This is a genomic window from Desulfobacula sp., assembly GCF_014237455.1.
GTDB lineage: Bacteria > Desulfobacterota > Desulfobacteria > Desulfobacterales > Desulfobacteraceae > Desulfobacula.
Genome location: NZ_JABZFL010000066.1, coordinates 1 through 22,619 on the forward strand (window position 1 = coordinate 1; position 22,619 = coordinate 22,619).

A 22,619-nucleotide genomic window follows, 5' to 3' on the forward strand; every position below is an offset into this window, starting at 1 on the left:
GAGGTAGTCTTAGGTACCATATCACGGGGTGTCTTTTGTTGAAAACCCCAGGTACTTGCTTTTAAAATTCCCTCATTAGTTTGAATTAATTTTGAAAATATTAAAAGGCCTAAGTGTGCTGTCGCCCTTTTGGCTTGTTGATTTAAAAAAACGCTTTCATTGGAATGAAAAAAATTATGAAATTTGAAATGCCCATTTTCAATTTGTTTTCTATCTTCTTTTAAAAACAATTTATTGTCACCAAAAGTTTCTTCTAATTTTTTTGTACTTTCAAGAAAGGTTTCGATAACCCCTTTCTCACTGTCATCCAGAATATTGAGAGTAAAGTAGCTTTGACATTTGACATCTTTTTGATCTCCAAGATTTTCAGTTTTTCCGGAATTGGTGTCTGTAACAATCTTTCCCGTAAATATGCCGTGTTTATTGGAAGAATGGTCAATAATGTTCTTTGCCAACTCCTTTAATCCATAAACAAGCTTATCGGTAAATTTCCAAAGATTAGTCAATTTTTTTTTGAAATCTGAAATCATGCCAATGTGGGGGGGCTTGGGGGCCTTCTTTTTATTTCCATCTATTAATTTCCCGGGTAACAGATCAGATGATAATAAGGTATAGAAAATCAGATGATAGATAGGCGGTTTGTTCTTTAGTGCGTTGAATATATGTTTAATCTTGCTATAGAATTCTTCTCCTTGTTTGAAATTTAATTGACTAACTTTTATTTTGCTTTTATCAATAATTTTAAGCTCTTGCTTTAGGCTATCAGGTATTTCGTCAAACAGAAACATCTGAAGAATTTTTGCTTTATGCAAGGCGCCGTAAAATGATAATTGAGATAAAATTTCCAAATAACTGAATTTGTCTTTTTTCTTAAAAAGGAACTCCCTGCAATATTGATATAGTTTTTCTCCCTTTTCACCGGTTTCACGTTCCCCTTTTTCCATTTCGTCAAGTGATTGATGGGTTATTTTTTTTTCAAACAACAAATTGTAGTTATTTTTATCAATATAGATGATGGGAAGAAATTTCTCCGAAAGGACAAATCCGTAATCTAAATTATCTTTATGCTTTCTGGGAGTATGCTCATTGCCGAAAGAATCAAAAAAAGTGAATACATCTATCCTTCCGGTAGTATAATGTGCATGCACCATAAATTGAATTAGTTTAAAAGCCACATCATTAGCTAATTTTTTTTTAAAGTGCAAAACAATTTCTAAATCTTTGCATTGTTGTTTGAAAAGGATAAAGCAGGCGATTAACAGTGTATTAATTTCCTTGATTTGTTTTTCGGCAATGATCTCAAATTTAACTTTTCCGGGAAGTCGATTTTTAATTATATTAAATTGAGTTATACACTGATTAATTTGTGGATAAGAAATTTGTTCTTCTTCTATTTTTATTTCAAATTTTACCATAAGTTTGACCTTATTGCTGAAATCGGTCTTGATCCCATTTTGAGCTAAAAGTTATCTCAAAAAAATCTTTTGACTCGATTTCGGCCTCTGAGAAACAATTAAACCTTATTACTTTTTGCATACATTTCTTTTTCTATTTTTAGTGTTCATTTCACGTTAACTTAGCTCCACCATAACAAGTAATTAACCGGTTGTCCGCATATCATTCATCCCAATAATATTTTATTGACAATTCTCCAGTCTTATTCTATGTTTCTAACCGCATATCATTCATTTTTGGATGATATCATTCGGAGGATACCATGATGAAAACAATACCTCAAGAATTTTTAAACAGATTTAATGCTCATTTGATAAAGGCCGGGATACCTTCAAAAGATCATGGTTTTTTTAAAAAATGGCTGCGTTATTATGTTGATTTCTGTTTTAAATATGGCCATGACTCAAAGCATACTGAGAGTTTGCCCCATTTCATCAATAAACTGAGGGAGAAAAATCAAACCAGACAACAGCAGAAGCAGGCCTATGACTCCATACTCATTTATTATGCAATGCATAATATTCATTCGGACTGGTCCCAAAAATTACCTCTGGAAAATGAAACTGGAAAACAGGTTTCGGCTGTCAGCGAACAGGTGGTTTCTTATCCTGTAAATGATGAATCTCTTAATCCTGGCTGGCAATCGGTTTATAACCGGATGAGCAATGAAATCAAGGTTCGGCATTATTCTCCAAAAACGCTTAAAGCTTACAGTAAATGGGTGTCTAAATTTAAAAGTTTTGTTAAAAATAAAGCACTTGAGCAATTGTCACCTGAAGATGTTAAACAGTTTTTAACTTATCTGGCAGTTGAACAGCATTGTTCTGCATCTGCTCAAAATCAGGCTTTTAACGGGCTTTTGTTTTTTTTCAGGCATATCCTTAAAAAAGAGTTTGGAAAAATAGATGGCGTGGTCAGGGCGAAAAGAAAACCTTATATTCCGGTTGTATTATCCCGTAAAGAGATTGATCTGATTATTAAAAAACTCAGACATCCTTATGATCTTATTGTAAAATTGCTGTATGGCTGTGGATTGCGATTGTCCGAGTGCATGAATATCCGGATGAATAATTTGAATTTTGATGCCCGTATTTTAACTATTCATGATGGCAAAGGAAAAAAAGACCGGTCCCTGCCGCTGCCGGAAACGATTATGTCTGATTTGGCCGGCCAGGTTGGTCTGGTAAAAAAAATGCATTTGAAAGATCTTGATAATGGGTTTGCCGGGGTGTTTATGTTTGATGCCATGGAAAAAAAATCTAAATATATCGGCCAGGAATTTAACTGGCAATGGCTGTTTCCGGCCAGGGAATTGACCTATGTTGCCGAAAGAAAAGAATACCGTCGGTCTCATTTACATGATCGCCATGTTCAAAAAGCAATTAAATCTGTTGTTAACCGGCTGCAACTCAATAAACGGGCGACACCTCATACATTCCGTCACAGTTTTGCCAGTCATTTGCTGCAGGCAAATTATGATATCAGGACGATTCAGGAACTTTTGGGACACAGTGATGTGAGAACAACAATGATTTATACGCATACTGTCAAATCCAGGACTATCAAGGAATCAAAGAGCCCGCTGGATTTGTAGCTGGCGGACTATTGGCACTGCTCCGCTCTGTCGGTTACAATTTTCGCAACTCGAGATTAGTGAAACAAAACAATTTTACTACTGGTTTATCTAGTATATGAGGATGGCGGAAAAATCAATCAGGGAAAACCCCTAGTTTTGATATTTTTTTAAAATTTATCATAAAAGATCATGTCGTCTTCTACACCGAGGTCATATAATGCAGTGATAATGGCATTGATCATGGGGGGCGGGCCGCAAAGGTAGAATTCTATCTCTGTGGGATCCTCATGTTTGCAAAGATAAGCATCACACAGATGGGTGTGGATAAATCCGGTCAGACCATCCCAGTGGTCTTCTTCGTCTGGATTTGAAAGAGCGACATGATAGGTGAAATTATCATGTCTTTTTTCAAGGTCCTTGAAAACATCGTCATAAAACATCTCTTTTTTAGATCTGGCGCCATACCAGAAAGAGACTTTCCGATTTGAATGGGCCCCGTCAAGCTGGTGGAGGATGTGGCTTCTTAAGGGGGCCATGCCCGCACCGCCGCCGACAAAACACATTTCATTGTCTGTATCTTTGGCCATGAAATCGCCGTAAGGACCGCTGATGGTTACCTTGTCCCCGGGTTCCAGGCCGAAAATATAGGAGGACCCGAATCCCGGCGGGAGGCCTTGTGTTCCCGGTGGCGGGGTGGCAATCCTGACATTCATCATCATGATTTTATTATCATGGGGCGGGTTGGCAAGAGAGTATGCTCGAAATCCCGATTTAATGCCCTTTGCGGCGAGTTCCAGAAAATTGTATTTTTTCCATTCACTCACATATTTGCTTTCAATATGAAAGTCTTTGAACATCAGATCATATTCAGGCACATCAATCTGGATATAGGCACCAGCCTTAAAATCAATGGGGGTTGCAGGTTTGAGTACCAGTTCTTTGATAAAGGTGGCTACGTTATGATTTGATACCACTGTGGCATCGACTTTTTTGATTCCGAATATGGACTCGGGTATTTTTATCTGAAGGTTATTTTTTACTTTCAACTGGCAGGACAGGCGCTTGTTGGCAAGTTTGTCTTTTCTTGTGAGATGGGCAAGTTCTGTGGGCAGGATGCTGCCGCCGCCTTCAATGATTTCACACTTGCACATGCCGCAGGAGCCTGAGCCGCCGCAGGCAGAGGGCAGGAAAATATCTTTCTGGGACAGGGCCGATAACAGGGATGGATTGCCGGAAATCTTTAAGGTTTCATCTTTATTGCCATTGATGGTGATTTTAAATTCACCCGAGCTTGTCACCTTGGATTCAACAAAGAGGAGCACTGTAACAAGGATCAGAATCACCCCTGTAAAAACCAGTATGCTTAAGATGTATAACAATTTTATCTCTCCTTGTTAAAGGGTGATCCCTGAGAACATCATAAATGTCATGGCCATAAGACCTGCAATAATCATGGTGATGCCAAATCCTTCTAGTCCTTTGGGGACGTCCGCATACCGGGTTTTTTTCCTGATGGCAGCCATGGATACGATGGCCAGCATCCAGCCGGTTCCGGAGCCTGCTCCAAAGACAATGGATTCGATAAAGGTATAATGCCGCTCCACCATGAAAAGCGAAGTTCCAAGGATGGCACAGTTCACGGCGATCAATGGTAAAAATACCCCCAGGGTTGCGTAAAGCAGGGGTGAATATTTATCAATGACCATTTCAACGGCCTGGACAATAGCGGCGATGACGGCAATAAAGGTGATGAATTTTAAAAAACTTAAATCAAGGTCGGGGAATCCAGCCCAGGCCAGCGCTCCGGGGGCGAGAAGCCCGTGATAAATGATCCAGTTAACAGGGCTTGTTACCGTTAATACGAAAATGACAGCAAATCCCAGGCCCGTTGCTATCTCAACATTTTTTGAGACCGCGATAAAAGAACACATCCCAAGAAAATAGGCCAGAAGAATATTACCGATAAATACAGAATTAATAAACAGAATTAATAGATCACCCATGTGTATTCCTTACCTTTCCTACTTATATGTTCCGGGCTTTGATATTCCGGGCAGGCTGTTTTTCAGCCAGACCAGCAATCCGATAATGAAAAAAGCCCCGGGTGCCAGTACCATGAGGCCCATGTTCTGGTATCCGGCATCAAAGATGAATTGCGGGATAATGTTGAACCCTAAAAATTTACCCGATCCTAAAAGCTCTCTTAAAAAAGCCACTGTAACCAGTACCAGGCTGTAACCGAGCCCGTTTCCAATACCGTCAAAAAAAGACGCCAGAGGCTTGTTGGCAAGGGCAAAGGCTTCGGCCCTTCCAAGAACAATGCAATTGGTGATAATCAGACCGACAAAAATTGATAATTGTTTTGAAATATCGTAAAAAAAGGCTTTCAATATCTGGTCGGTAATAATGACAAGGGAAGAAATAATAGCAAGCTCCACAATGATCCTGATATTGGAGGGGATTTTTTTCCTCAAAGAAGAGATGATCAGGCTGGAAAAGGCGGTCACTGTTGTAAGCGCAATGCCCATGACAATAGAGGTGGACATTTTGACCGTGACAGCAAGGGCGGAACAAATCCCCAACACCTGATAGGCAACGGGATTCTCCTTCCAGATGCCTCTGGTCACGATTTCTCTATAGTTTGTTTTCTCTTCGGACATGATGAATCCTATCCTTTTTGTTTATTTTTCCACTTTTTTTGTTTTAAGCTGTTTCTGCCTGAATGTGATGGACACGGAATCATACTTGATCAGGGTCTGTTTTATCCCTTGTGAAAGATATTTGCCGGTCAGTGTTGCTCCTGAAATTCCGTCCACATAATGGGCTTGTTTGTCTTTGGGAAGATTGGAAGCTTTCCCTTTGGCAATGCCCACTGAAACAAATTTATTTTCAGAGTTTAATATTTTCTTGCCTTTAAAGCTTTTCTGAAACCAGGCGCTTTCTATTTCACCGCCTAACCCGGGAGTTTCCGAATGGCTGAAAATTGAAAATCCTGATACGGTCTGGCCATCATTTTCAAAGGCCAGATACCCTTGTATTTTTCCCCATAGTCCCCGGGTGTTGATGGGAAGGATATACCCTTTTATTACGCCATCCTCCTGGAAGAAATAGAGGTTCAAAGAATCGGGGACATAATTTTCAATGATTTTCCCCTGGTTATCGACCGTGATTTCCCTGATATGGGCACTATAAAGTTCATTTATTTTTTCTGTAGAAGGCTTTTTTTTGTCAATCAGATCAGCGGCTTTAAGAATATTAATTTTTTTATCAAGTTCCATATTGGCCATCTGAAATCCCTTTAACCCGACTGCGGCAGCCGTAATCATCATGCTGCAGACGACAGAGAGCAGCAGGGCAAACATGACAACATTTTTTTTGCTGTTTTTATCTGGATTTTTATCTGGGATTTCAGACATTGGGTATCCTTTTTGATGCAGTATATTTAACCACAATATGATCCAGCATCGGGGCAAACACGTTCATAAAAAGAATGGCAAGCATAGTGCCTTCAACAAAAGCCGGGTTGGCCACCCGGATGGTAATAGTTAAAAATCCGATTAAAAAGCCGAATATCCATCGCCCCGGGTTGGTGCCGGGTGCACTGACAGGATCTGTGGCCATAAATGATATGCCGAATAAGAATCCACCGGCACAAAGATGGAATAAGGGGCCTGCATTCATCCAGGAGTCACTGCCGCCGGGAATCAGGTAAAAAATAAGGGAGGTAACAATTAATCCGGCAATCCCGCCGATAATGATCCTGAAGTTTGCAATTTTTGTGATGATCAGGAACAAGGCGCCAAGGATGCAGCATAAAGCCGAAGTCTCGCCAATACTTCCCGGTACAAACCCGAGAAAAAGATTGGATAAGCTGAACCCTGAATCGGAAAGGGCAGACGTTATTTTTTCACCTTCCGGGGCTAAAACAGACAGCGCGGTCGCTCCACTGACACCGTCCACTGCACTCTTTGCTGCCACCCAGACGTCTCCGGACATGGAAACAGGATAAGAGAAAAACAAAAAGGCCCTTCCTGTCAGTGCCGGGTTTAAAAAGTTTCGACCCGTTCCGCCAAACACTTCTTTGCCGATCACCACACCAAATGAAATCCCTACGGCCACCTGCCATAAAGGAATGGTTGCCGGAAGGGTTAAGGGAAATAAAAGCCCGGTAACGAGAAACCCTTCACTGATTTTATGTTTCCGGATAACGGCAAAGAGAATTTCCCATAAAAAGCCCACCGTATAAGAGACAATGATGATGGGCAGAACATATCTTGAACCCAGCCAAAAAGCCTGGAAAAAAGTATAGGATTCCCCCCGGGCAAGTCCTGCCTGAAACCCGGTATTGTAAATGCCGAATATCAGGACGGGCAGAAGGGAAATGAGAACAAAACTCATAAACCGCTTCAGGTCAAGGCTGTCCCTGACAAACGGAGTGTGTTTGGTTTTCGGTGAAGGGAAAAAGAAAAATGTTTTTGTGGCATCAAAAAGAGGTTTTAACCGGTTGAATTTTCCTGAACCTGTAAAATATTTTTCACTTGAGTTCACTAGTTTTTTTAAAGGATTCATACCCTATTCTCTATCCTTGTAATGAGCGTCAATTCCATGGGACAATAATTTTGTCAGTTCGATTTTTGACGGGCAGGCATATGAGCACAGGCCGCATCGGCAGCAATCCAGGAGACCATAGTTTAATGCATCCTCAATATCATCGCTCAGCAATGCTTTTATAATAAAACTGGGCATCAGGTCAACGGGGCAGATGTTGACGCAATAGCCACAATTGATACAAGCTCTTTCTTCTCCATGTGTGTTGCAGTCAAGATTTTTCGGTGTCTGGGTCAGGCAGGATAAAAATGTTTTGGAGGCAGTGGGTTTTGTTAACCCGGGTTGAATAAATCCGAAGAATTCCTCTTCTTGATTGTTATTGATAATGGTCAGGGTGCTTTCAAAAAATCCCATATGGGATTTGGGGTCAACAGATCTGCCGTTGAAACGGCCTGTTGTAATGAGGCTGTTATCATCCAGACTTCCCACAAGATTTTTGACAGGTGCGCCCTGGCGGGTAATAATATGGGGTTTTTTATCAGTTGATCTTGTAACCGTCACCACCCTTTTGACGGGATATCTGCCGGTTAAGAGGAATTTAGCCATCAGTACAAGATGTTCTGCCGATATGCACCAGGAGCGATTTTCTTTTCGGGTTCTTTTTAATTTATACAGAACAACTCCCGGATCCCAGGCAGGATAAAAGTCAGGGACGATATGGGTGATATGTTCTTTCAACCCGTTGAGCCGGTTCAGGCTGGACAGATTGTCCTGGCGTGATGTTATAACGATACGGTTTGAAAATTGTTTTAAAATCTTAATGCCGAATTCAAAAAACGCGGTTTCATTTTCAAGCACCACCTGTGGATAAGGGGAAAAAGGGTCATTGCCATTTAAAGAGACAATGATCATAGGAGGCTCATGGTTTTCGTCGGCTGTATCCTTTGACGGAAATTCCCGAAAACACTGCCAAAGTCCGCCTTCCTGGAGCCGTTTTGTGATGTTTGATCTGGGAACCGTATTAACATCATCTGAAGACAGGGTTTCAAACTGGATGAAGTTATCTTTTTCATCCCTGTTTTTATTCAGGGCAATCACTACCTCGATCAACCTTCTTCGTTGACCAAAAACGATTTGTTTGACGATTCCGGTTCCCGGTGACACATATTGGATGCATTTATTTCTCTTATCACAAAACAGAGGCGTGCCTGTTTTTACGGGGTCATTTTTTTTTACCAGAAGTTTGGGACGGATATAAGGGATATCCAGGGCAGACACGGCTATGGTTTCAGGGTCCGGGATCTGAATAACACTCAAATCCGGCATCCCGGTCAGTGCCACTTTAAACCCTTTTGAAACGTTAATGTTCTCCATAGATTTAAACATCCATTCATGACAGGTTAGGGGGAAATCAAATTTTAATTTATCATAAAAAGCGTTAAGGTTCAATAAATCTTGATTTTCCTTTTAAGGTTTAATAAGACAAGAGTTAAGGGTTTGAAAAACTTAGTTAAAAAGGATAAAAATTATCATGGATCAAGCTGTATTAGATCAGATATTTACACAGGATTATCTTGACATGCTCCTGCCTGTGGAAATAAGTGATCATTTTTTTGAGGCACTATACGGTGATGCATCAGATGGGGCGTATGATATCAGGCTTGAATTCATCTCTGCCAATGATAAACGGATTGTTTTAGCATTCAACCTTACCCGGAGACCCGGAAAGTGCCTGGTGTGCAGCCTGACATATGGTCTTCCAAATGTATTTTTCCGTCATCCGTTGATCAATATAAAGGGCATGGTGAAAAAAATAGAAGAAAAAGGTTTTAAGGTAAAGAAATGGCAGTTGGGCGAAACCGAAGCAGACAGCACATCAATTCATATCATTCCTTTTTATCTGGATTTGGAATAACAATATTATTTGATAAAAAAAAGGCTGGATCTGTGAAATAGATCCGGCCTTTTAATGTTTAACGTCGATTTTTTTATGCTTTTGGCAGTTTGGGAAACTGTTTATTCAATGTTTTATTCCAGTCATCCAATTCGGATTTGATTGTTTTAAACAGGGCGCCGGAATTGCCTTTAATGGTGATTTTTTCAATGACATCGCCCTGGGCAATGCTGTCCACAACTTTCTGGTCTTCACCACTTTCAACCACGCCGAAAACAGTATGCATGCCGTTAAGATGGGGAGTCGGACCATGGGTGATGAAAAACTGGCTGCCGTTTGTTCCGGGTCCTGCATTGGCCATGGAAAGAATACCGGGTTTGTCATGTTTCAGATCTTTTTTGAATTCATCTTTAAATTCATATCCGGGGCCGCCCATTCCATTCCCATGGGGGCATCCGCCCTGGATCATAAAGTTTGAGATGACACGGTGAAATTGAAGGCCGTTATAATATTCCCTTTTTGCAAGATTTGCAAAATTCCCACAGGTAACAGGGGTCTGGTCTGCAAATAATTTTATGTTAATGGGGCCTTTGCTTGTTTCGATAATTGCGGTTAATTCAGGCATATTTTTCTCCTTTTTAGTAAAAATAAATATGGTCAAATTTAAGGGTTAGTTTTAACTTGTCAAATAAAAAAGGAGATCGACAGGAAAATCACCGGATTTTAATCCGGAGGAGACTCAGATTTAAAATTTCTTTATGTCTTTATAACTTGACATAAAAACATAAAAATAATATTCTTTTTTTTCAAAAGGGTTTTTATACAGGGTTATTGGATAAATCTATTGATTGCTATAATATTTAGGCCAAACATATGAATGAAAATATTGAGCTCAAGCAGTTAACATTGAGAATACCGAAAAATCTTCACACAGAGTTTAAAGTTGATTCGGCAAAGCAAGGACGGAGTATGGGTGAGGTTGCTATTGAACTGATCAAAAAATATCTTAAAAAAGAATCCGAGCCCCTGTGATGTTTATATTAAAACATTAAGGAGGAGACATGAAGTTTTCAGATTTATTTTTACCCAAATACTTGCATTCAGATCCGGCAGTGCGGCAAAAATTTGCTGGCAGATCAGAGGACGTTAATTTGTTGGAACAAATGGCCCAGAAAGATAAGGACGCCGATGTAAGAAAATTTGCAGCAGAGCGTGCGCAGATGCTTAAGAGTCAGGAACAAACAGCATAGTACAAGGATTATTCGTTCTGGCGGTCGGCTCATGTCAGGCAGGAGCCGACCGGGTCCTTCCATTTTTTTATTTCGGTGTTCAGGACGGCAATGGCATCACTTTTCTGTACACCTGGTCAAAGGGCAGTTTATTTCCATCAATTGTTAAGAGATCGGTTTCAACGGAAATACCGAAGAGTTTTTCGTTTTCCTTTAAGTATGGAAGGATCAGTTCCCAGTCAGCGCCTGTTACTTCGGTAAACACACCGCCGTTTAAGTGTTCGTCCACAACCTTGCATTCAGGGTCTCTTAGATAAATGGCTCCGCCCGAAGCAAGGGAGAACAGGTTTGATCCGGGATACGGCATGATAAGATCCATCACCTTGCCGTTCTCATCAAAGGTAATACCGTTGACAATGACAAAGCCGCCACCTTTCAAAGGATCACCTGCCATAAAAGATTGTGCAAGGTAATCAAGGCATGTACCATTGATGACAACCCTTGGTTTGCCGGTGGCATTGATCAGGGGACGGCCTGCTGCATTGCCCAGAATATAGACATTACCGCCTTTGGCACCATACATAAAGGTTTGTCCCACATCGCCATGAACGACAAATTTGCCGCGTTTCATGATCTGTCCCAGCTGATCCTGGGCATTGCCGTGGACATGGATCTCCATGCCGTCAATACCCGAGGCCATATAATCACCTGAACTGTCGTACACATCAAATCGAACATCATTAGAATCAGGCCCAAACCCGCAGCCGGTAAACCGCTGACCTTTGTATCCATAACAGATATATTGCTTCCATCCCATCCGATAGGCCTTATTAATCATTCTGGAATCACAGTCTTTCCCTTCAGGTTCAAACTCTTTTGCATTCACAACAAGGATTTTTTCATTCCCTTGAGGGGCTCTTAAATCCTTTCTGCTTGAACGGTCTATATAGACGTACAGGCTGTTTTTATTCTCCCTGATTTTGGGAGAGGATTTGAAAATGGCCGTAAGGCTTTCTCTTATGATCTGGAGGACAGAACTTCGTTTTTTATTACCGGTTGGGAAAATCCTGTCATTTAAGTGGGTTAACAGATCAATGGCCGTGGTCTTTTTGTCATCGTTCTCTTTTGTCAGGATTTCCAGTGTCTCGCAGATAAGCCTGATGTCCTGGAAATCAAGTTCCGCAAATTGGGAAGTGCAGTATTGTTTTAATGTCGGCAAATCATTTGTATTAAAGAAGTCTGTAATTTTCCGGGTCAGGGTGTTTTCTTTAAAAGAATCTGAAAGATTGATGGCTGTGTCAAAATGAATCTGGCCTTCCGGGGTCTGAACAATGTCACCAAATTTGTTCTGGGTAATGAGTTTTTTGGAGCCGTCCCCTTTTCCAGAATCCTTGATGGTAAAGGTAAATGCACCGCCGTCTGTGGAACTTCCGCCACGGGCATTCCAGTATTTATCGGCAATGGGGCAAAATCGTTTGTCTTCTGCGGCTATGCTTTGCAAGGTGGCATCAATGGCCTGTTTTTCAGAGCAGACAAGGCCGATCTGAACATCTTCGGTTTCCTGGAGGGCAAATACCTGGGGTCTGAGCATGGCGGTGTCTGTGATTCCGATCAACTGCATCAGATCCTGATACGGGTCATTTCTGGCAATAATAAAAAACCAGGGTCCGTCCGGGGAGCCTGTCATGTGCTGGGACTGGATATACTTGTAAACCTGCTGCTTTTCAGGGGGCAGGCAGTCAAAATCATATTCCGTGGTCGGTGCCAGGGCTTCGATGATATATTCCAAAGGATATTCAAATACCCGATTGTATAAATCCAGCAGCAGAACAGAGGTTTCCGTATCTGTAAGGAACTGGGGAAAAATATTGTACTGGTTTAGATACTCACATACGGCATGATAATTGGCAAAATCTCCATTATGGACAAGGGCTTCATGCATGCCTGAAAACGGATGGGCACCCCCGGGATGCCAGAGCCGTCCCCGGGTTGGATACCGCTGATGGGCAATCCATCCATGGGCCCTGAAATCATCCAGGCAATAATATTGTGTGGCCTGTTCGGCATAGCCAACCACCTTCAGGATCATCACGTTTCTGGCATGGGACAATACAAACGCCTGTTTTTCTCCAAGGGAAGCATAATAGGTCTGGTTCAGACGATTGGAATTCTGGAAGACAAATTCATCCTCTGCTTTTCTCCTGTCCATATTGTTTAACTGATTCGCCTGGATAAATTTATCCAGCACATCCGGGCGCACCCTTACAAAATACCGCCATACATCCGGTGGTTTGACTTCAAGGCCAATAGATGTGTAATCATCAATAGTGGGTATTTTTTCAGATTTATAGATATCAAACACAGGGTTGATGTTGGTGGACTCCACCTTAAGGATGGCATCCTCATCCAGATATGCCACCTGCAGAAGATAATGGTCTTCAAGCACATCTTGAGGCACCCCAAGATCGCTTGCACTTAAACCGACAGCCGCGATGCCGCCGCCTTTGCCGTTACCCCTGTTATGCATCTGAACCGAGGGTTCGTAAATATGACGTCCTGCAATGGGAATGGATGCCATGAATCCGGTTACCCCGCAGCCGCCTTCTTCATTACATTTGTTCACCGGTGTTTTGATGTGGGGCAGCCGGCCTCTTGAAGCCAGTATGTTTTTTATCATTATTGAAATTCCTTATTATACCTTAATTATAAAATCATTTTGTACCCGGGTGCGGGCTGGTATCTTTTTTGGTCGTCTTCATCCAGATAATCAAGGTGCACCAGAAGATCTGAACGGCCCTTGAGCTCTTTAATGCTTTTTAATCCGTAGGTTCTCAGGATATCGCACCATTGTTTGCGCCAGGCCATATACATGTTGACAAGACGTTGTTCCACATATTTTTCGTCGATCATGTTTCCCAGTTCCGGATCTGTGGTGGCTATTCCTCTGGCACATCCCCGGCCGCTTTCGCAATTTCCGCATCTGACACATTCAACTGCCACAAGATCAGCCGTTCCGATGACACATCCGTCTGCACCAAGGGCGATAGCCTTTGCCACATCAAGGGCGTTCCTGATGCCGCCGCTGGCGATCAGACAGATCTTGTCTCTTGCCCCTTCTTCCACAAGGAATTTGTGAACTTTTGGGATGGCATATTCAATGGGCATGGCAATATTCTTTTTGGCAATGTCCGGGGCTGCACCCGTACCGCCGTAACTGCCGTCAATGTGAATGATATGGGCACCGGCATGATAGGCGCCTATGGCAACCATGTCCACATCCGTGGGGGTGGATACTTTTATGGAGCACAGGACATTATGGTTAATTTCCTTCATCCAGTCCACATGCTTTTTATGGTCTTCAACCGAATAGACGGAGTGGAAAGGGAAGGGTGAGAAAAGTGAGCTTCCCACAACGGTTTCCCTCATTTTGGCAACGGCTTCAGTAACCTTTTCACCTAAAAGATGGCCGCCAAGGCCGGGTTTTGCGCCCTGGGCATATTTAAATTCCATGATCGGGCACTGCTGGATGGTTTCTTCTCTGACACCGAAGAGCCCTGTGGCAACCTGGGTAATCACATGCTCTTTATAGGGAAGGAACTCGGGCGGATATCCACCTTCACCGGTACAGGTGAGAGTATTGAGTTTTTTTGCAGCCCTTGCCCGTCCGATAATAACCGATAACGCGGTTGAACCATAGGACATTCCGCCGCCGTAACAGGGCATGGAAATGGTCTTTTGGGGTCGGTCGTCTCCTGTTTTATTTAAGTCAATGCCGGTATCAATCTCTTCATCACTGATATCTATGGCCAAATCGGGGTCCGGTTCAATAAACCGTATCTTGTCAAACCCGCCGCCTGAGTTGCCAAGATTATACTCAAGTCCTACATGGGGTGCATTACCTGTTTCTGCCATGGCAAAATGGCCCAGCAGCATTTCAGATGTCCAGCGGTAATCTCCCATGGTGTCCAGCAAAGCATTGTCTTTGAGCACCAGGGCATCTTCCGGGCAATGTTCAATGCAGTAATGGTCTGTTTGCTTGCAGTCAAACCCGATACATTTATGCTCAATCGGTCTGAATGGCGATGCATGATTATCCGGCATAATGTGAACCCCGTACGGGCAGATATCTGCACATTTCCCGCAGGAGATGCAGTTTGAATTCCGTTTAATAATATATTTGCCTATGGTATTGCGAAACCGTGACGGGGTTTCATGGATTTCGGGCAATTGATGTTTAACCTGATCTTTAATTGGGTTCATAAATTATCCTACATCTATAGATACTTTTCGTTCACCAAAAATCGGTGCAAAACTCTCTTTTTCAAGATCCTCAAACCACATGGAGCGCCCGACTTCACCTCGAAGACGTCTGGCTTCCCTTAATCCCATGGCACCCAGCATTTCAAGCATCTGGTTTCGCCAGGCTCCCATGAGATTTATGATCCTGTTGCTGCCGTATGCAGGATCTATGCTTTCCAGTTCAACAGGACAGGACAGACCCTTTCTGCACCGGTCGCACAGGCGGCATTCCATGGCAATAAGAAGGGGCCGGTCAATGGCAACCCCGTCTGCACCGCAGATAATGGATTTATTTACATGTTCGGCCATACAGATTCCGCCGGATGCAATGATATTGATCTGCTGACGTGTGCCGGCATCAACCAATGCCAGATGGATATCCCGTAACATATCCTTGATAAATCGCGGGTTGTCAGACTCAAACTCCCTGCCATGCGCGTCGGCATAGACATGGATGGTATCGATATCGGCTTTTGAAAGTTCAACACAGATGGCGGCATAGTCAAGATTCGCCCTGAGGCTCACGCCGACGCTGATAACAAGTTCTTCATTCATGGCCTTTAACGCCCCAAAGACTTTTTCAATCCCCGGTTCGTATTCGATTTCTACCATATCAACACGGGTCAGAAGCGTTGGATAATTTTGAAAAGTATCTTTTTTAACCAGAGGGATGATGACGGGTCCAAACGGCATCAGATTTTCATACACATCGGCTGCATTAATAAACATTTTTGTCCCGATGGTTTGAGCGGCTTTCAGCATGGAGATAAGGACTTTCTTGCTTAATACACCAAAATCCGGCTGCTGGAACAGAATGGGAAGCGGGATTTCGAGGATGGGTTTTACCTCAACGGCAAGAGACCCGTCCTTATTAAAGGTGAGTCTTTCCGGTCGTCTTGAAAGCTCTATACAGGTATTAATATATTCCCGGCCATGGATTCCGTCCCGGGTGGGCCGGACAATCTCAGACATGTCTGTCCACATGGAATCAAAGCCCTTTCCCGCAAAAGGGCCCCTGTATCCGGCACCCGATACCGGAACGCTTCCGGTATGGGCCTGGCACCAGGTTCGCCCCAGGACATCCGGTGTCCAGTAGTCATCTCCGATTTCCCGATATTCAGGATTGACAACCCGGGAAAAAATGCCTTTGGTACATTCCTGGATACACCTGAAACATGAATTGCAGGTGTAGAGATATTCAGGCTCATCCATCTGGCTCATATGAAGATAATTGTCCTTGAAGATGTCATACACGCATTTTTTCTTAACACACTCCTTGCAGCTGCCGGCACAGTCTTCCCTGAATTCTATGGTGGCATATTTGCCCACAGGATAAAATCTTGGCGGTGCAGCCTTGGTGCTGATATTATATTTTTGAGGCATACTTCCCCATCCTTATTATTTTATTTCAGGCTGGCCTGTTCCACAATCTGACCCACGGCTTCTTCCCATTCAATGGCCATGATATGTACGCCATGAACCCCATTTGTTTCTTTTAGTTCTTCAATGGTCTCCAGGCAGATTTTAATGCCTTCATCTGCCTGGCTTTTTTTGTCAACGCCATCCATTCGTTTGATAATGCTTTCAGGAACATCCATACCGGCAACCTTATTATTCATGTACCTTGCCATACCGGCGGATTTTAACGGGGTGATCCCCCCAAGGATGTAAACTTTATCTGTCAGGCCTTGTTCACTGGCCAGCCTGATCCACTCTTTAAATCGATCCATATTATAAATACACTGGGTCTGGATAAAATCAGCACCGGCATCAATCTTTTTGGCCAGCCGGATTACGCGGTATTCAAAGGGGTCGGCAAAGGGATTGGCAGCCGCACCAATGAACATTCGGGGTGCCACATCCAGATCAAATCCGCTCATGTCCTTACCCGTATCGCGCATGTCCTTCACCGTCCGGATCAGGTTGACCGAGTCGATGTCAAAGACATTCATGGCATCGGGCTGACTGCCGAATTTCTGGTGATCTCCGGACAGGCATAAAATATTTCTAATCCCTAAAGAATACGCCCCCATGATATCCGATTGAATGGCAATCCGGTTTCTGTCTCTGACCACCATCTGCATCACAGGTTCCAGTCCTGCGGCAACCAGATGGGCCGAGGCCGCTATACTGGACATCCTGACAATGGCCGTCTGATTGTCGGTGACATTTACTGCATCCACAAATCCTTGCAGCAGTTTGATTTTTTTATCAATTACCTTAACGTTCGCACCTCTTGGGGGGCCGCATTCTCCTGTTACCGCAAATTCACCACTGGCCAGTTTTTCATGGAGATGGCTGTAAGTTTTCATATGATATGGTCCTCCCTGATCAATTTTCTGGGTCCGCCGGAAAGACTGGTATTCCAGTTTTTTGGAGGGATATAGGTTTTCAGATTATCCAGTTGCCCTAAAGTGGTCAGCCGTTCAATAATCAGGTGCCACGCACACGGGGTATCCGGATCAATTTCACAAAAGCCCTTCTGGGAACCGCCGCAGGGACCGTTTAAGAGTTTTTTGGCACATCGGGTGACAGGACATATGCTTCCGAATGTTGCAAGACTGCAGTTTCCGCACCCGGAGCATTCTTCAGTGAAAATGCCGGGACTTTCCTGAATTCCGATAAATGTTGTATTCAGACCGGGCAACACCACTTCTTTGGCAAACCGTTTTGCCATGGCCTGAACACCGGCACCACAGGCAAGGGAAAGGACGGCATCATTTCTGGCAATGCCGGGTGATGCTTCCTGGATAAATTCATTTTCACACTGGCGTTCAATGGTCAGCTCTTCTATTTCAATGGGCCGGGCCATTTTTTTAAAACTGAGCTTGAGGGCGGATGCGAGGACGGCAACCTCATCTTCGCCACCGGCAAAGCATGTTTTTACACAGGTGCCGCACCCTAGAATTAAAAGCTTTTTATAAGGTTCCACAAGTTCAATAATTTCATTTATGGGTTTTTGACTGGCGGTTATCATTTTGTGCTCCATTTCTTGGACGTGGTTGAGAAAAAGATCAGATTAAAGCAAGGCTATGTTTTAATATGTCTTTGGTTTCATTGAACAGGGGAGTGGTACACAATGAAATCAAAATTTTAAAAAAAGATAGCCTTGCTTTAAACCTGACTTTTTATAATAACATCAACAGGGATGGTATTAATTAAAATGATTTAAAGCAGGATTCGGGCCGATCGTTTCAAGCTCCGATATCGTGGTTTTTATAATATCTTTAATCGGCCCGCTGTCTTTTGCAGCGGTGTTGAATATGTTCAATCGTCTGCCATCCATTCCAATATCATCCAGGATGGTTTTTACATAATCAACCCGTTTTCTTGCCCGTATACTGCCTTGGGCATACCGGCAGCCCTCTTCCTTGCAGACCAGAACAAGGACCGCATCGGCGCCTGATTCAAAGGCCTTTAAAAGGTGGATATCCTTTGTCATTGAGGAGCATGGCATTTTAACGGTTTTAATCGTACAACCGTCAACCATTGAATCCGTTTCTTCAAAAGAATTTAAACAATGAAACAGCGTAAGTTTTGGTGTGTTGTTAATTTTCATTTTTTCTTCCCAAAATTAAAATAAAAAAGGCATTCGCCCAGTAATGTTGGGAAAACGCCTTTGTTTTCTTTTAATTTTGCCAATACGCCTTTGTATTTAGCTATGATCTCAAGCTAAAATTTATTTCATAGAATGTCAAGTATTTTTTTATAAAAAAAATTATCCCTTGCCCAATCTAATAAACTCGTGTATTGTTACAACTTTTGATTTCCCTGGTCGGTGATCCCGGCCTTTTTTTTTATAAGAGGAACCCTATGTCCCAGAAAATTTTACCCAAGACCCGGTTTGATGAAATGAACCTGAACCCCTCTGTATTCTCTGTATTGCAGGATGTGGGTTATGAGACCCCCACGCCGATCCAGACTTTGACTATTCCCCATCTGATCCAGGGAAAGGATGTGCTGGGCCAGGCCCGGACCGGTACCGGCAAGACAGCGGCCTTTGCATTGCCCCTGCTGTCCCGGATTGACCTTGACAATAAACGACCCCAGGTGTTGGTGTTGACCCCCACCCGGGAGCTGGCCATTCAGGTGGCGGATTCCTTTAAAACATATGGTGCAAGGATGAAAGGGCTGAATGTATTGTCCGTGTACGGGGGCCAGAGTTACGGGGTCCAGTTGAACCAACTCAAGCGGGGTGTCCATGTGGTCGTGGGAACGCCCGGACGGCTCATGGATCATATGCGGAAAAAAACGGTCTCCTTTGCAGATCTTTCCTGCGTGGTTATAGATGAGGCCGATGAAATGCTTCACATGGGCTTTATTGACGATGTGGAATGGATTCTGGAAAGAACTCCGGATGATTCACAGACCGCTCTTTTTTCAGCCACCATGCCAATGCCCATTAGGAAAATTGCTCAAAAATATCTGACCACCCCAAAAGAAATCATAGTCAAACCAGACACCACAGAGCTTAAAACCATCAATCAGCAATACTGGATGGTCAACGGTATTAAAAAAACCCAGGCCCTGACACAGATTCTGGAGGGTATCTCCTTTGATGGGGTGATCGTGTTTACCAAAACCAAAACCGCCACCCTTGATGTGGCAAAAGTCCTTGAGAACAAAGGATTCAAGGCAGAGGCCCTTAACGGGGATATTGCCCAGAATGCCAGAGAGCGAACTGTCAACCGGTTGAAAGACGGTTATATCGATATCCTGGTGGCTACAGATGTGGCTGCCCGGGGCCTGGATGTGGACCGGATCTCCCATGTGATTAATTATGACATGCCGTCCAAGGTGGATCCCTATGTCCACAGAATCGGCAGAACGGGCAGGGCTGGCCGCACAGGGGAAGCCATCCTGTTCGTGAACAGGAACGAACGCTGGATGCTTAAAGTTATAGAGCGGGCCACCAAACATAATATCAAGGAAATCTCCCTGCCCTCCAACAAGGTCATCAACAAAAAACGTGTGACTGATTTTAAACTATCCATCACTCAGGCCCTGGCATCGGAAGACTTAAGTGTTTTTCAGGATTTGATTGAGACCTATGCCAAGGAACAGGATATCCCTGTAACACAGGTTGCGGCGGCCCTTGCTAAACTGGCTCATGGGGACACCCCCTTCTTATTGTCAGCCAAAAAAAATGAGAAAAAGACAAAAATTAAAACAGCCGGGAAAGACCGGTCGGTCCGGAAAAACCTTTCTGATAAAAAGCACCTGTCTGTAAAAAAGCAAAAACCCAAACAGATGGAAAACATATCTTCGTTAAAGGAGGATAGTGTCATCCCGCCGGAACAGGGTATGGAGCGCTACCGCATTGAGGTGGGGCGTCGCCATGGGGTCCGGGCAGGAAATATTGTGGGGGCCATTTCAAATGAAGCCGGTCTTGACAGCAAACATATCGGAAACATTGATATCAACCAGGAATTTTCCCTTGTTGATCTTCCATATGGCATGCCAAAGGAAGTTTTCTCGCTGTTGAAAAAAACCTGGGTGAGATCCCAGAAGATGGAGATTTCAAAGTACGCCTGAACTAAGACGACTCATCATTAAAGATTTCACTGGAGAGGATTACCGCTTCCGCCACTTCACGGATAGATTTTCTTGAGTCCATGCTTTTTTTTCGTATCCAGCCATAGGCTTCATTGCCGGTCATCTTACGGTTATGCATGAGAAGTTCCTTGGCCTGTTCTATCTTTTTGCGGGCTTCCAATTCCTCCTGAATCACTTTGGTTTTAACCATAAGTTCCGTATTAACAATGGCGATAGCAGATTGATTGGCAACAGCCCTTAAAAGATTGACTTGTGTATCGGGAAAGTCATGGGGTTCGGATGTAAAACAGTTTAAAACTCCAATGACTTTTTCGTCTTTTGTTTTTAAAGGAATTCCGACCATGGAGACCAGACCCAGTTTTTTGGCCATTTCTTTTTCTTTGAACCGCTGGCTTTTTAAAACATCCTTCAGGATCAAAGGCTTTTTGTGGGTCACCACCCACCCCACAACGCCTTCATCTAAATCAAGATCCCGGTCCTTGATATAATCCGGTGAAATGGACTGGGTTGCCTTAAGGCGTATTTTGGGCGGTTTTTCCTCCTCATCGACAATCCATAAGGAACAGATTTCAACACCGGTAACCTTGGCGGTTACCATGACAATCAGCTTTAACAGGTCCTCAATAAACAGGTCCGAGGTGATTGCCCGGCTGATATCGGTCAATGCTTTTATATAGCGGTCGTATGTCGGGTCCAGTTTTTCCATAACTCTTCCATATTAGTTAGAAATTATTATCATATGACACTATCAGTGATGGTGTCCGCAGCCGCCTTCCTTTTTGTTCTTTTTTGTTTGACAGAAGTCAAATATATGGAACAGCTTGAGTTCATCTTTCTCAAAAAGCTTCAGATTTTCCAGAATGGTGTTTTTTCGGGCCTGATAAACTTTTATATTTGATGACATAAGACTTCTCTGGGACCCGTCTCCCATGCACCGGGTAACAACGGCATCGACCCGATCCTCTTTTTTGAATACACCGATTTTACACGTAGGTCCTTCATCTGAAAGTTTCCGGTTTTCCTTGAGTTCAAGTTTCCGGGTTTTCAGGTCTACAATTAAAAAAATTTCAGAAACACCGAAATGGTCATCGATGATACTCTCCAATCCCTTGTTTTTTTTAACAGGAAAGGCTACCTTCATTACATCCCTCCAAAAAAATAATCAATATATTAACTCTCTTATACCAAAAACCGGTTTAAAAGATAAGGATTTATTTTGTAATGACAAGCAAGATTTTTTTATCCGTAAATTTTTTCAAAGCCAATAATTGCTGCACCCAGGGCACCTATGATATCCGGTGTTTCAGGAGTGTTTATTTTTTCAAGATTCATGCTTTCTGCAATGGCTTTTACCACACCCTTGTTCCGCGCCACACCACCGGACATGGAGACGGTAAGGCCGTCAATATTTCTGGCCACCCGTTTGACAAGGGAATTGGTCCTTGCTGCAATGGACCTGTTAAGTCCTTTTGCAATCTCTTTCTGCTCGGTACCGCAGGCAATCAGTGAGATGACTTCACTTTCAGCAAATACCGTACACATGCTGCTGAGGACAAGGTCACTTGTCGCTCCTTTATCCAGGTCTCCCAATTCGGTAATATCCACTTCCAGAGCCCTTGCCATGGCTTCCAGAAATCTGCCGGTTCCTGCAGCACATTTATCATTCATGGCAAAATCCACCACATTCCCGTCCGGATCAAGGCGCATGGCTTTGCTGTCCTGTCCTCCGATATCAATGAGAATCCGTGTCTCCGGGATCACATGTTTTATTCCCTTTGCATGACAGGTGATCTCAGTGACTGCAGCATCTTTTTCTTTGACCCGGGCTCTCCCATATCCGGTGGCGATAATGGATCGGATATCCTTTTCCATAATTCCTGCTGCATCAAGGACGTTCTTTTTCGCACGGGCAATGGACTCGATGTTTTTCGCTCCGGTGAGGATTACCGATGAGGCCAATATGTTTTTTTCTTCATCAATCAATACGGCATCACAGGAAAGACTGCCGATATCAATACCAAGGAAAATCATTACATTTTCTCCTTAATCAAAGTTTAAAATA

The 22,619-nt window shown here is 43.3% G+C and carries 22 protein-coding genes; 5 read left to right on the forward strand and 17 right to left on the reverse strand.

Features of this window, described 5'->3' with window-relative positions; translation table 11 throughout:
* Positions 1–1,415: hypothetical protein (locus tag HGJ91_RS09550; protein ID WP_291347514.1), on the reverse strand; the 1,415-nt coding region annotated here is incomplete at its 3' end.
* 302 nt (positions 1,416–1,717) lie between these two features.
* Here HGJ91_RS09550 and HGJ91_RS09555 point away from each other — a divergent pair.
* Entirely contained in the window at positions 1,718–3,049 is a 1,332-nt protein-coding gene (locus tag HGJ91_RS09555) for an integron integrase (RefSeq protein WP_291347515.1), read from the forward strand.
* Between the two features lie 149 nt (positions 3,050–3,198).
* On the opposite strand, the gene nqrF is transcribed toward HGJ91_RS09555, so the two are convergent.
* From nqrF to HGJ91_RS09585, 6 genes are read right to left on the reverse strand one after another with little or no spacing between them, the layout of a single operon-like run.
* Positions 3,199–4,410 carry an NADH:ubiquinone reductase (Na(+)-transporting) subunit F gene (nqrF, locus tag HGJ91_RS09560; RefSeq protein WP_291347516.1) on the reverse strand — a complete coding sequence of 404 codons (1,212 nt, stop codon included), beginning with the start codon at positions 4,408–4,410 and terminating at the stop codon, positions 3,199–3,201.
* A 15-nt stretch (positions 4,411–4,425) separates the two neighbouring features.
* Positions 4,426–5,034, reverse strand: a complete 609-nt coding sequence (nqrE, locus tag HGJ91_RS09565) for an NADH:ubiquinone reductase (Na(+)-transporting) subunit E (RefSeq protein WP_291347517.1) — start codon at positions 5,032–5,034, stop codon at positions 4,426–4,428.
* A gap of 18 nt (positions 5,035–5,052) precedes the next feature.
* The gene (locus tag HGJ91_RS09570; RefSeq protein WP_291347518.1) at positions 5,053–5,691 is read right to left on the reverse strand and encodes an NADH:ubiquinone reductase (Na(+)-transporting) subunit D; all 639 of its coding nucleotides are present in this window, start codon (positions 5,689–5,691) and stop codon (positions 5,053–5,055) included.
* A gap of 21 nt (positions 5,692–5,712) precedes the next feature.
* Positions 5,713–6,447 (reverse strand): FMN-binding protein, encoded by a 735-nt coding sequence (locus tag HGJ91_RS09575; protein ID WP_291347520.1) that lies wholly within the window; start codon positions 6,445–6,447, stop codon positions 5,713–5,715.
* Complete coding sequence (locus HGJ91_RS09580; RefSeq protein ID WP_291347521.1) at positions 6,440–7,600, reverse strand: NADH:ubiquinone reductase (Na(+)-transporting) subunit B; 1,161 nt, start codon at positions 7,598–7,600, stop codon at positions 6,440–6,442. The genes HGJ91_RS09575 and HGJ91_RS09580 overlap by 8 nt, the downstream gene beginning before the upstream one ends.
* 3 nt (positions 7,601–7,603) lie before the next feature.
* On the reverse strand, positions 7,604–8,953 hold the full coding sequence (locus HGJ91_RS09585) for a 4Fe-4S dicluster domain-containing protein (RefSeq protein ID WP_291347522.1): 1,350 nt from the start codon (positions 8,951–8,953) through the stop codon (positions 7,604–7,606).
* A 157-nt stretch (positions 8,954–9,110) separates the two neighbouring features.
* On the opposite strand from HGJ91_RS09585, the gene HGJ91_RS09590 reads away from it, so the two are divergent.
* The gene (locus HGJ91_RS09590; RefSeq protein WP_291347523.1) at positions 9,111–9,494 is read left to right on the forward strand and encodes a pancreas/duodenum homeobox protein 1; all 384 of its coding nucleotides are present in this window, start codon (positions 9,111–9,113) and stop codon (positions 9,492–9,494) included.
* A gap of 73 nt (positions 9,495–9,567) precedes the next feature.
* Here HGJ91_RS09590 and HGJ91_RS09595 read toward each other — a convergent pair whose 3' ends face one another.
* Entirely contained in the window at positions 9,568–10,098 is a 531-nt protein-coding gene (locus HGJ91_RS09595) for a peptidylprolyl isomerase (RefSeq protein WP_291347524.1), read from the reverse strand.
* A 248-nt stretch (positions 10,099–10,346) separates the two neighbouring features.
* Here HGJ91_RS09595 and HGJ91_RS09600 point away from each other — a divergent pair, with 248 nt between their 5' ends.
* Positions 10,347–10,505: a hypothetical protein gene (locus HGJ91_RS09600; RefSeq protein WP_291347525.1), complete on the forward strand. Its 159-nt coding sequence runs from the start codon at positions 10,347–10,349 to the stop codon at positions 10,503–10,505.
* Between the two features lie 29 nt (positions 10,506–10,534).
* Positions 10,535–10,723, forward strand: coding sequence for a hypothetical protein (locus HGJ91_RS09605; RefSeq protein ID WP_291347526.1), 189 nt, complete (start codon positions 10,535–10,537; stop codon positions 10,721–10,723).
* A 79-nt stretch (positions 10,724–10,802) separates the two neighbouring features.
* Here HGJ91_RS09605 and HGJ91_RS09610 read toward each other — a convergent pair whose 3' ends face one another.
* The 6 genes from HGJ91_RS09610 to HGJ91_RS09635 form a co-directional block, all read right to left on the reverse strand.
* The gene (locus HGJ91_RS09610; RefSeq protein ID WP_291347527.1) at positions 10,803–13,379 is read right to left on the reverse strand and encodes a hypothetical protein; all 2,577 of its coding nucleotides are present in this window, start codon (positions 13,377–13,379) and stop codon (positions 10,803–10,805) included.
* A 26-nt stretch (positions 13,380–13,405) separates the two neighbouring features.
* A complete protein-coding gene (locus HGJ91_RS09615; protein ID WP_291347528.1) occupies positions 13,406–14,962 on the reverse strand; it encodes a glutamate synthase-related protein in 1,557 nt (518 codons plus the stop codon).
* A gap of 3 nt (positions 14,963–14,965) precedes the next feature.
* The gene (locus HGJ91_RS09620; protein WP_291347529.1) at positions 14,966–16,384 is read right to left on the reverse strand and encodes a glutamate synthase-related protein; all 1,419 of its coding nucleotides are present in this window, start codon (positions 16,382–16,384) and stop codon (positions 14,966–14,968) included.
* Between the two features lie 20 nt (positions 16,385–16,404).
* Positions 16,405–17,313: a methylenetetrahydrofolate reductase gene (locus HGJ91_RS09625; RefSeq protein ID WP_291347530.1), complete on the reverse strand. Its 909-nt coding sequence runs from the start codon at positions 17,311–17,313 to the stop codon at positions 16,405–16,407.
* Positions 17,310–17,978 carry a methylenetetrahydrofolate reductase C-terminal domain-containing protein gene (locus HGJ91_RS09630; protein WP_291347531.1) on the reverse strand — a complete coding sequence of 223 codons (669 nt, stop codon included), beginning with the start codon at positions 17,976–17,978 and terminating at the stop codon, positions 17,310–17,312. Before HGJ91_RS09630 ends, HGJ91_RS09625 begins: the two co-directional genes overlap by 4 nt.
* Positions 17,979–18,155: 177 nt before the next feature.
* Positions 18,156–18,560 (reverse strand): hydrogenase iron-sulfur subunit, encoded by a 405-nt coding sequence (locus tag HGJ91_RS09635; RefSeq protein WP_291347532.1) that lies wholly within the window; start codon positions 18,558–18,560, stop codon positions 18,156–18,158.
* Between the two features lie 254 nt (positions 18,561–18,814).
* Between HGJ91_RS09635 and HGJ91_RS09640 the strand changes: the two genes are divergently transcribed.
* The gene (locus HGJ91_RS09640) at positions 18,815–20,536 is read left to right on the forward strand and encodes a DEAD/DEAH box helicase (protein WP_291347533.1); all 1,722 of its coding nucleotides are present in this window, start codon (positions 18,815–18,817) and stop codon (positions 20,534–20,536) included.
* Position 20,537: 1 nt separating this feature from the next.
* Here HGJ91_RS09640 and HGJ91_RS09645 read toward each other — a convergent pair whose 3' ends face one another.
* The 3 genes from HGJ91_RS09645 to HGJ91_RS09655 all read right to left on the reverse strand — a co-directional run bounded on the left by HGJ91_RS09645 (position 20,538) and on the right by HGJ91_RS09655 (position 22,588).
* On the reverse strand, positions 20,538–21,263 hold the full coding sequence (locus HGJ91_RS09645) for a GAF and ANTAR domain-containing protein (protein WP_291347534.1): 726 nt from the start codon (positions 21,261–21,263) through the stop codon (positions 20,538–20,540).
* Between the two features lie 42 nt (positions 21,264–21,305).
* Positions 21,306–21,698, reverse strand: coding sequence for a NifB/NifX family molybdenum-iron cluster-binding protein (locus HGJ91_RS09650; RefSeq protein ID WP_291347535.1), 393 nt, complete (start codon positions 21,696–21,698; stop codon positions 21,306–21,308).
* 98 nt (positions 21,699–21,796) lie between these two features.
* Positions 21,797–22,588 carry an acyl-CoA dehydratase activase gene (locus tag HGJ91_RS09655; protein ID WP_291347536.1) on the reverse strand — a complete coding sequence of 264 codons (792 nt, stop codon included), beginning with the start codon at positions 22,586–22,588 and terminating at the stop codon, positions 21,797–21,799.
* Positions 22,589–22,619: the final 31 nt, after the last annotated feature.

Coding starts and splice junctions, on each gene's coding strand:
- HGJ91_RS09555 (WP_291347515.1), top strand. CDS start 1,718: ATGATGAAAACAATACCTCAAGAATTTTTAAACAGATTTAATGCTCAT.
- nqrE (WP_291347517.1), bottom strand. CDS start 5,034: ATGGGTGATCTATTAATTCTGTTTATTAATTCTGTATTTATCGGTAAT.
- HGJ91_RS09570 (WP_291347518.1), bottom strand. CDS start 5,691: ATGTCCGAAGAGAAAACAAACTATAGAGAAATCGTGACCAGAGGCATC.
- HGJ91_RS09575 (WP_291347520.1), bottom strand. CDS start 6,447: ATGTCTGAAATCCCAGATAAAAATCCAGATAAAAACAGCAAAAAAAAT.
- HGJ91_RS09580 (WP_291347521.1), bottom strand. CDS start 7,600: ATGAATCCTTTAAAAAAACTAGTGAACTCAAGTGAAAAATATTTTACA.
- HGJ91_RS09585 (WP_291347522.1), bottom strand. CDS start 8,953: ATGGAGAACATTAACGTTTCAAAAGGGTTTAAAGTGGCACTGACCGGG.
- HGJ91_RS09590 (WP_291347523.1), top strand. CDS start 9,111: ATGGATCAAGCTGTATTAGATCAGATATTTACACAGGATTATCTTGAC.
- HGJ91_RS09595 (WP_291347524.1), bottom strand. CDS start 10,098: ATGCCTGAATTAACCGCAATTATCGAAACAAGCAAAGGCCCCATTAAC.
- HGJ91_RS09600 (WP_291347525.1), top strand. CDS start 10,347: ATGAATGAAAATATTGAGCTCAAGCAGTTAACATTGAGAATACCGAAA.
- HGJ91_RS09605 (WP_291347526.1), top strand. CDS start 10,535: ATGAAGTTTTCAGATTTATTTTTACCCAAATACTTGCATTCAGATCCG.
- HGJ91_RS09610 (WP_291347527.1), bottom strand. CDS start 13,379: ATGATAAAAAACATACTGGCTTCAAGAGGCCGGCTGCCCCACATCAAA.
- HGJ91_RS09615 (WP_291347528.1), bottom strand. CDS start 14,962: ATGAACCCAATTAAAGATCAGGTTAAACATCAATTGCCCGAAATCCAT.
- HGJ91_RS09620 (WP_291347529.1), bottom strand. CDS start 16,384: ATGCCTCAAAAATATAATATCAGCACCAAGGCTGCACCGCCAAGATTT.
- HGJ91_RS09625 (WP_291347530.1), bottom strand. CDS start 17,313: ATGAAAACTTACAGCCATCTCCATGAAAAACTGGCCAGTGGTGAATTT.
- HGJ91_RS09630 (WP_291347531.1), bottom strand. CDS start 17,978: ATGATAACCGCCAGTCAAAAACCCATAAATGAAATTATTGAACTTGTG.
- HGJ91_RS09635 (WP_291347532.1), bottom strand. CDS start 18,560: ATGAAAATTAACAACACACCAAAACTTACGCTGTTTCATTGTTTAAAT.
- HGJ91_RS09640 (WP_291347533.1), top strand. CDS start 18,815: ATGTCCCAGAAAATTTTACCCAAGACCCGGTTTGATGAAATGAACCTG.
- HGJ91_RS09645 (WP_291347534.1), bottom strand. CDS start 21,263: ATGGAAAAACTGGACCCGACATACGACCGCTATATAAAAGCATTGACC.
- HGJ91_RS09650 (WP_291347535.1), bottom strand. CDS start 21,698: ATGAAGGTAGCCTTTCCTGTTAAAAAAAACAAGGGATTGGAGAGTATC.
- HGJ91_RS09655 (WP_291347536.1), bottom strand. CDS start 22,588: ATGATTTTCCTTGGTATTGATATCGGCAGTCTTTCCTGTGATGCCGTA.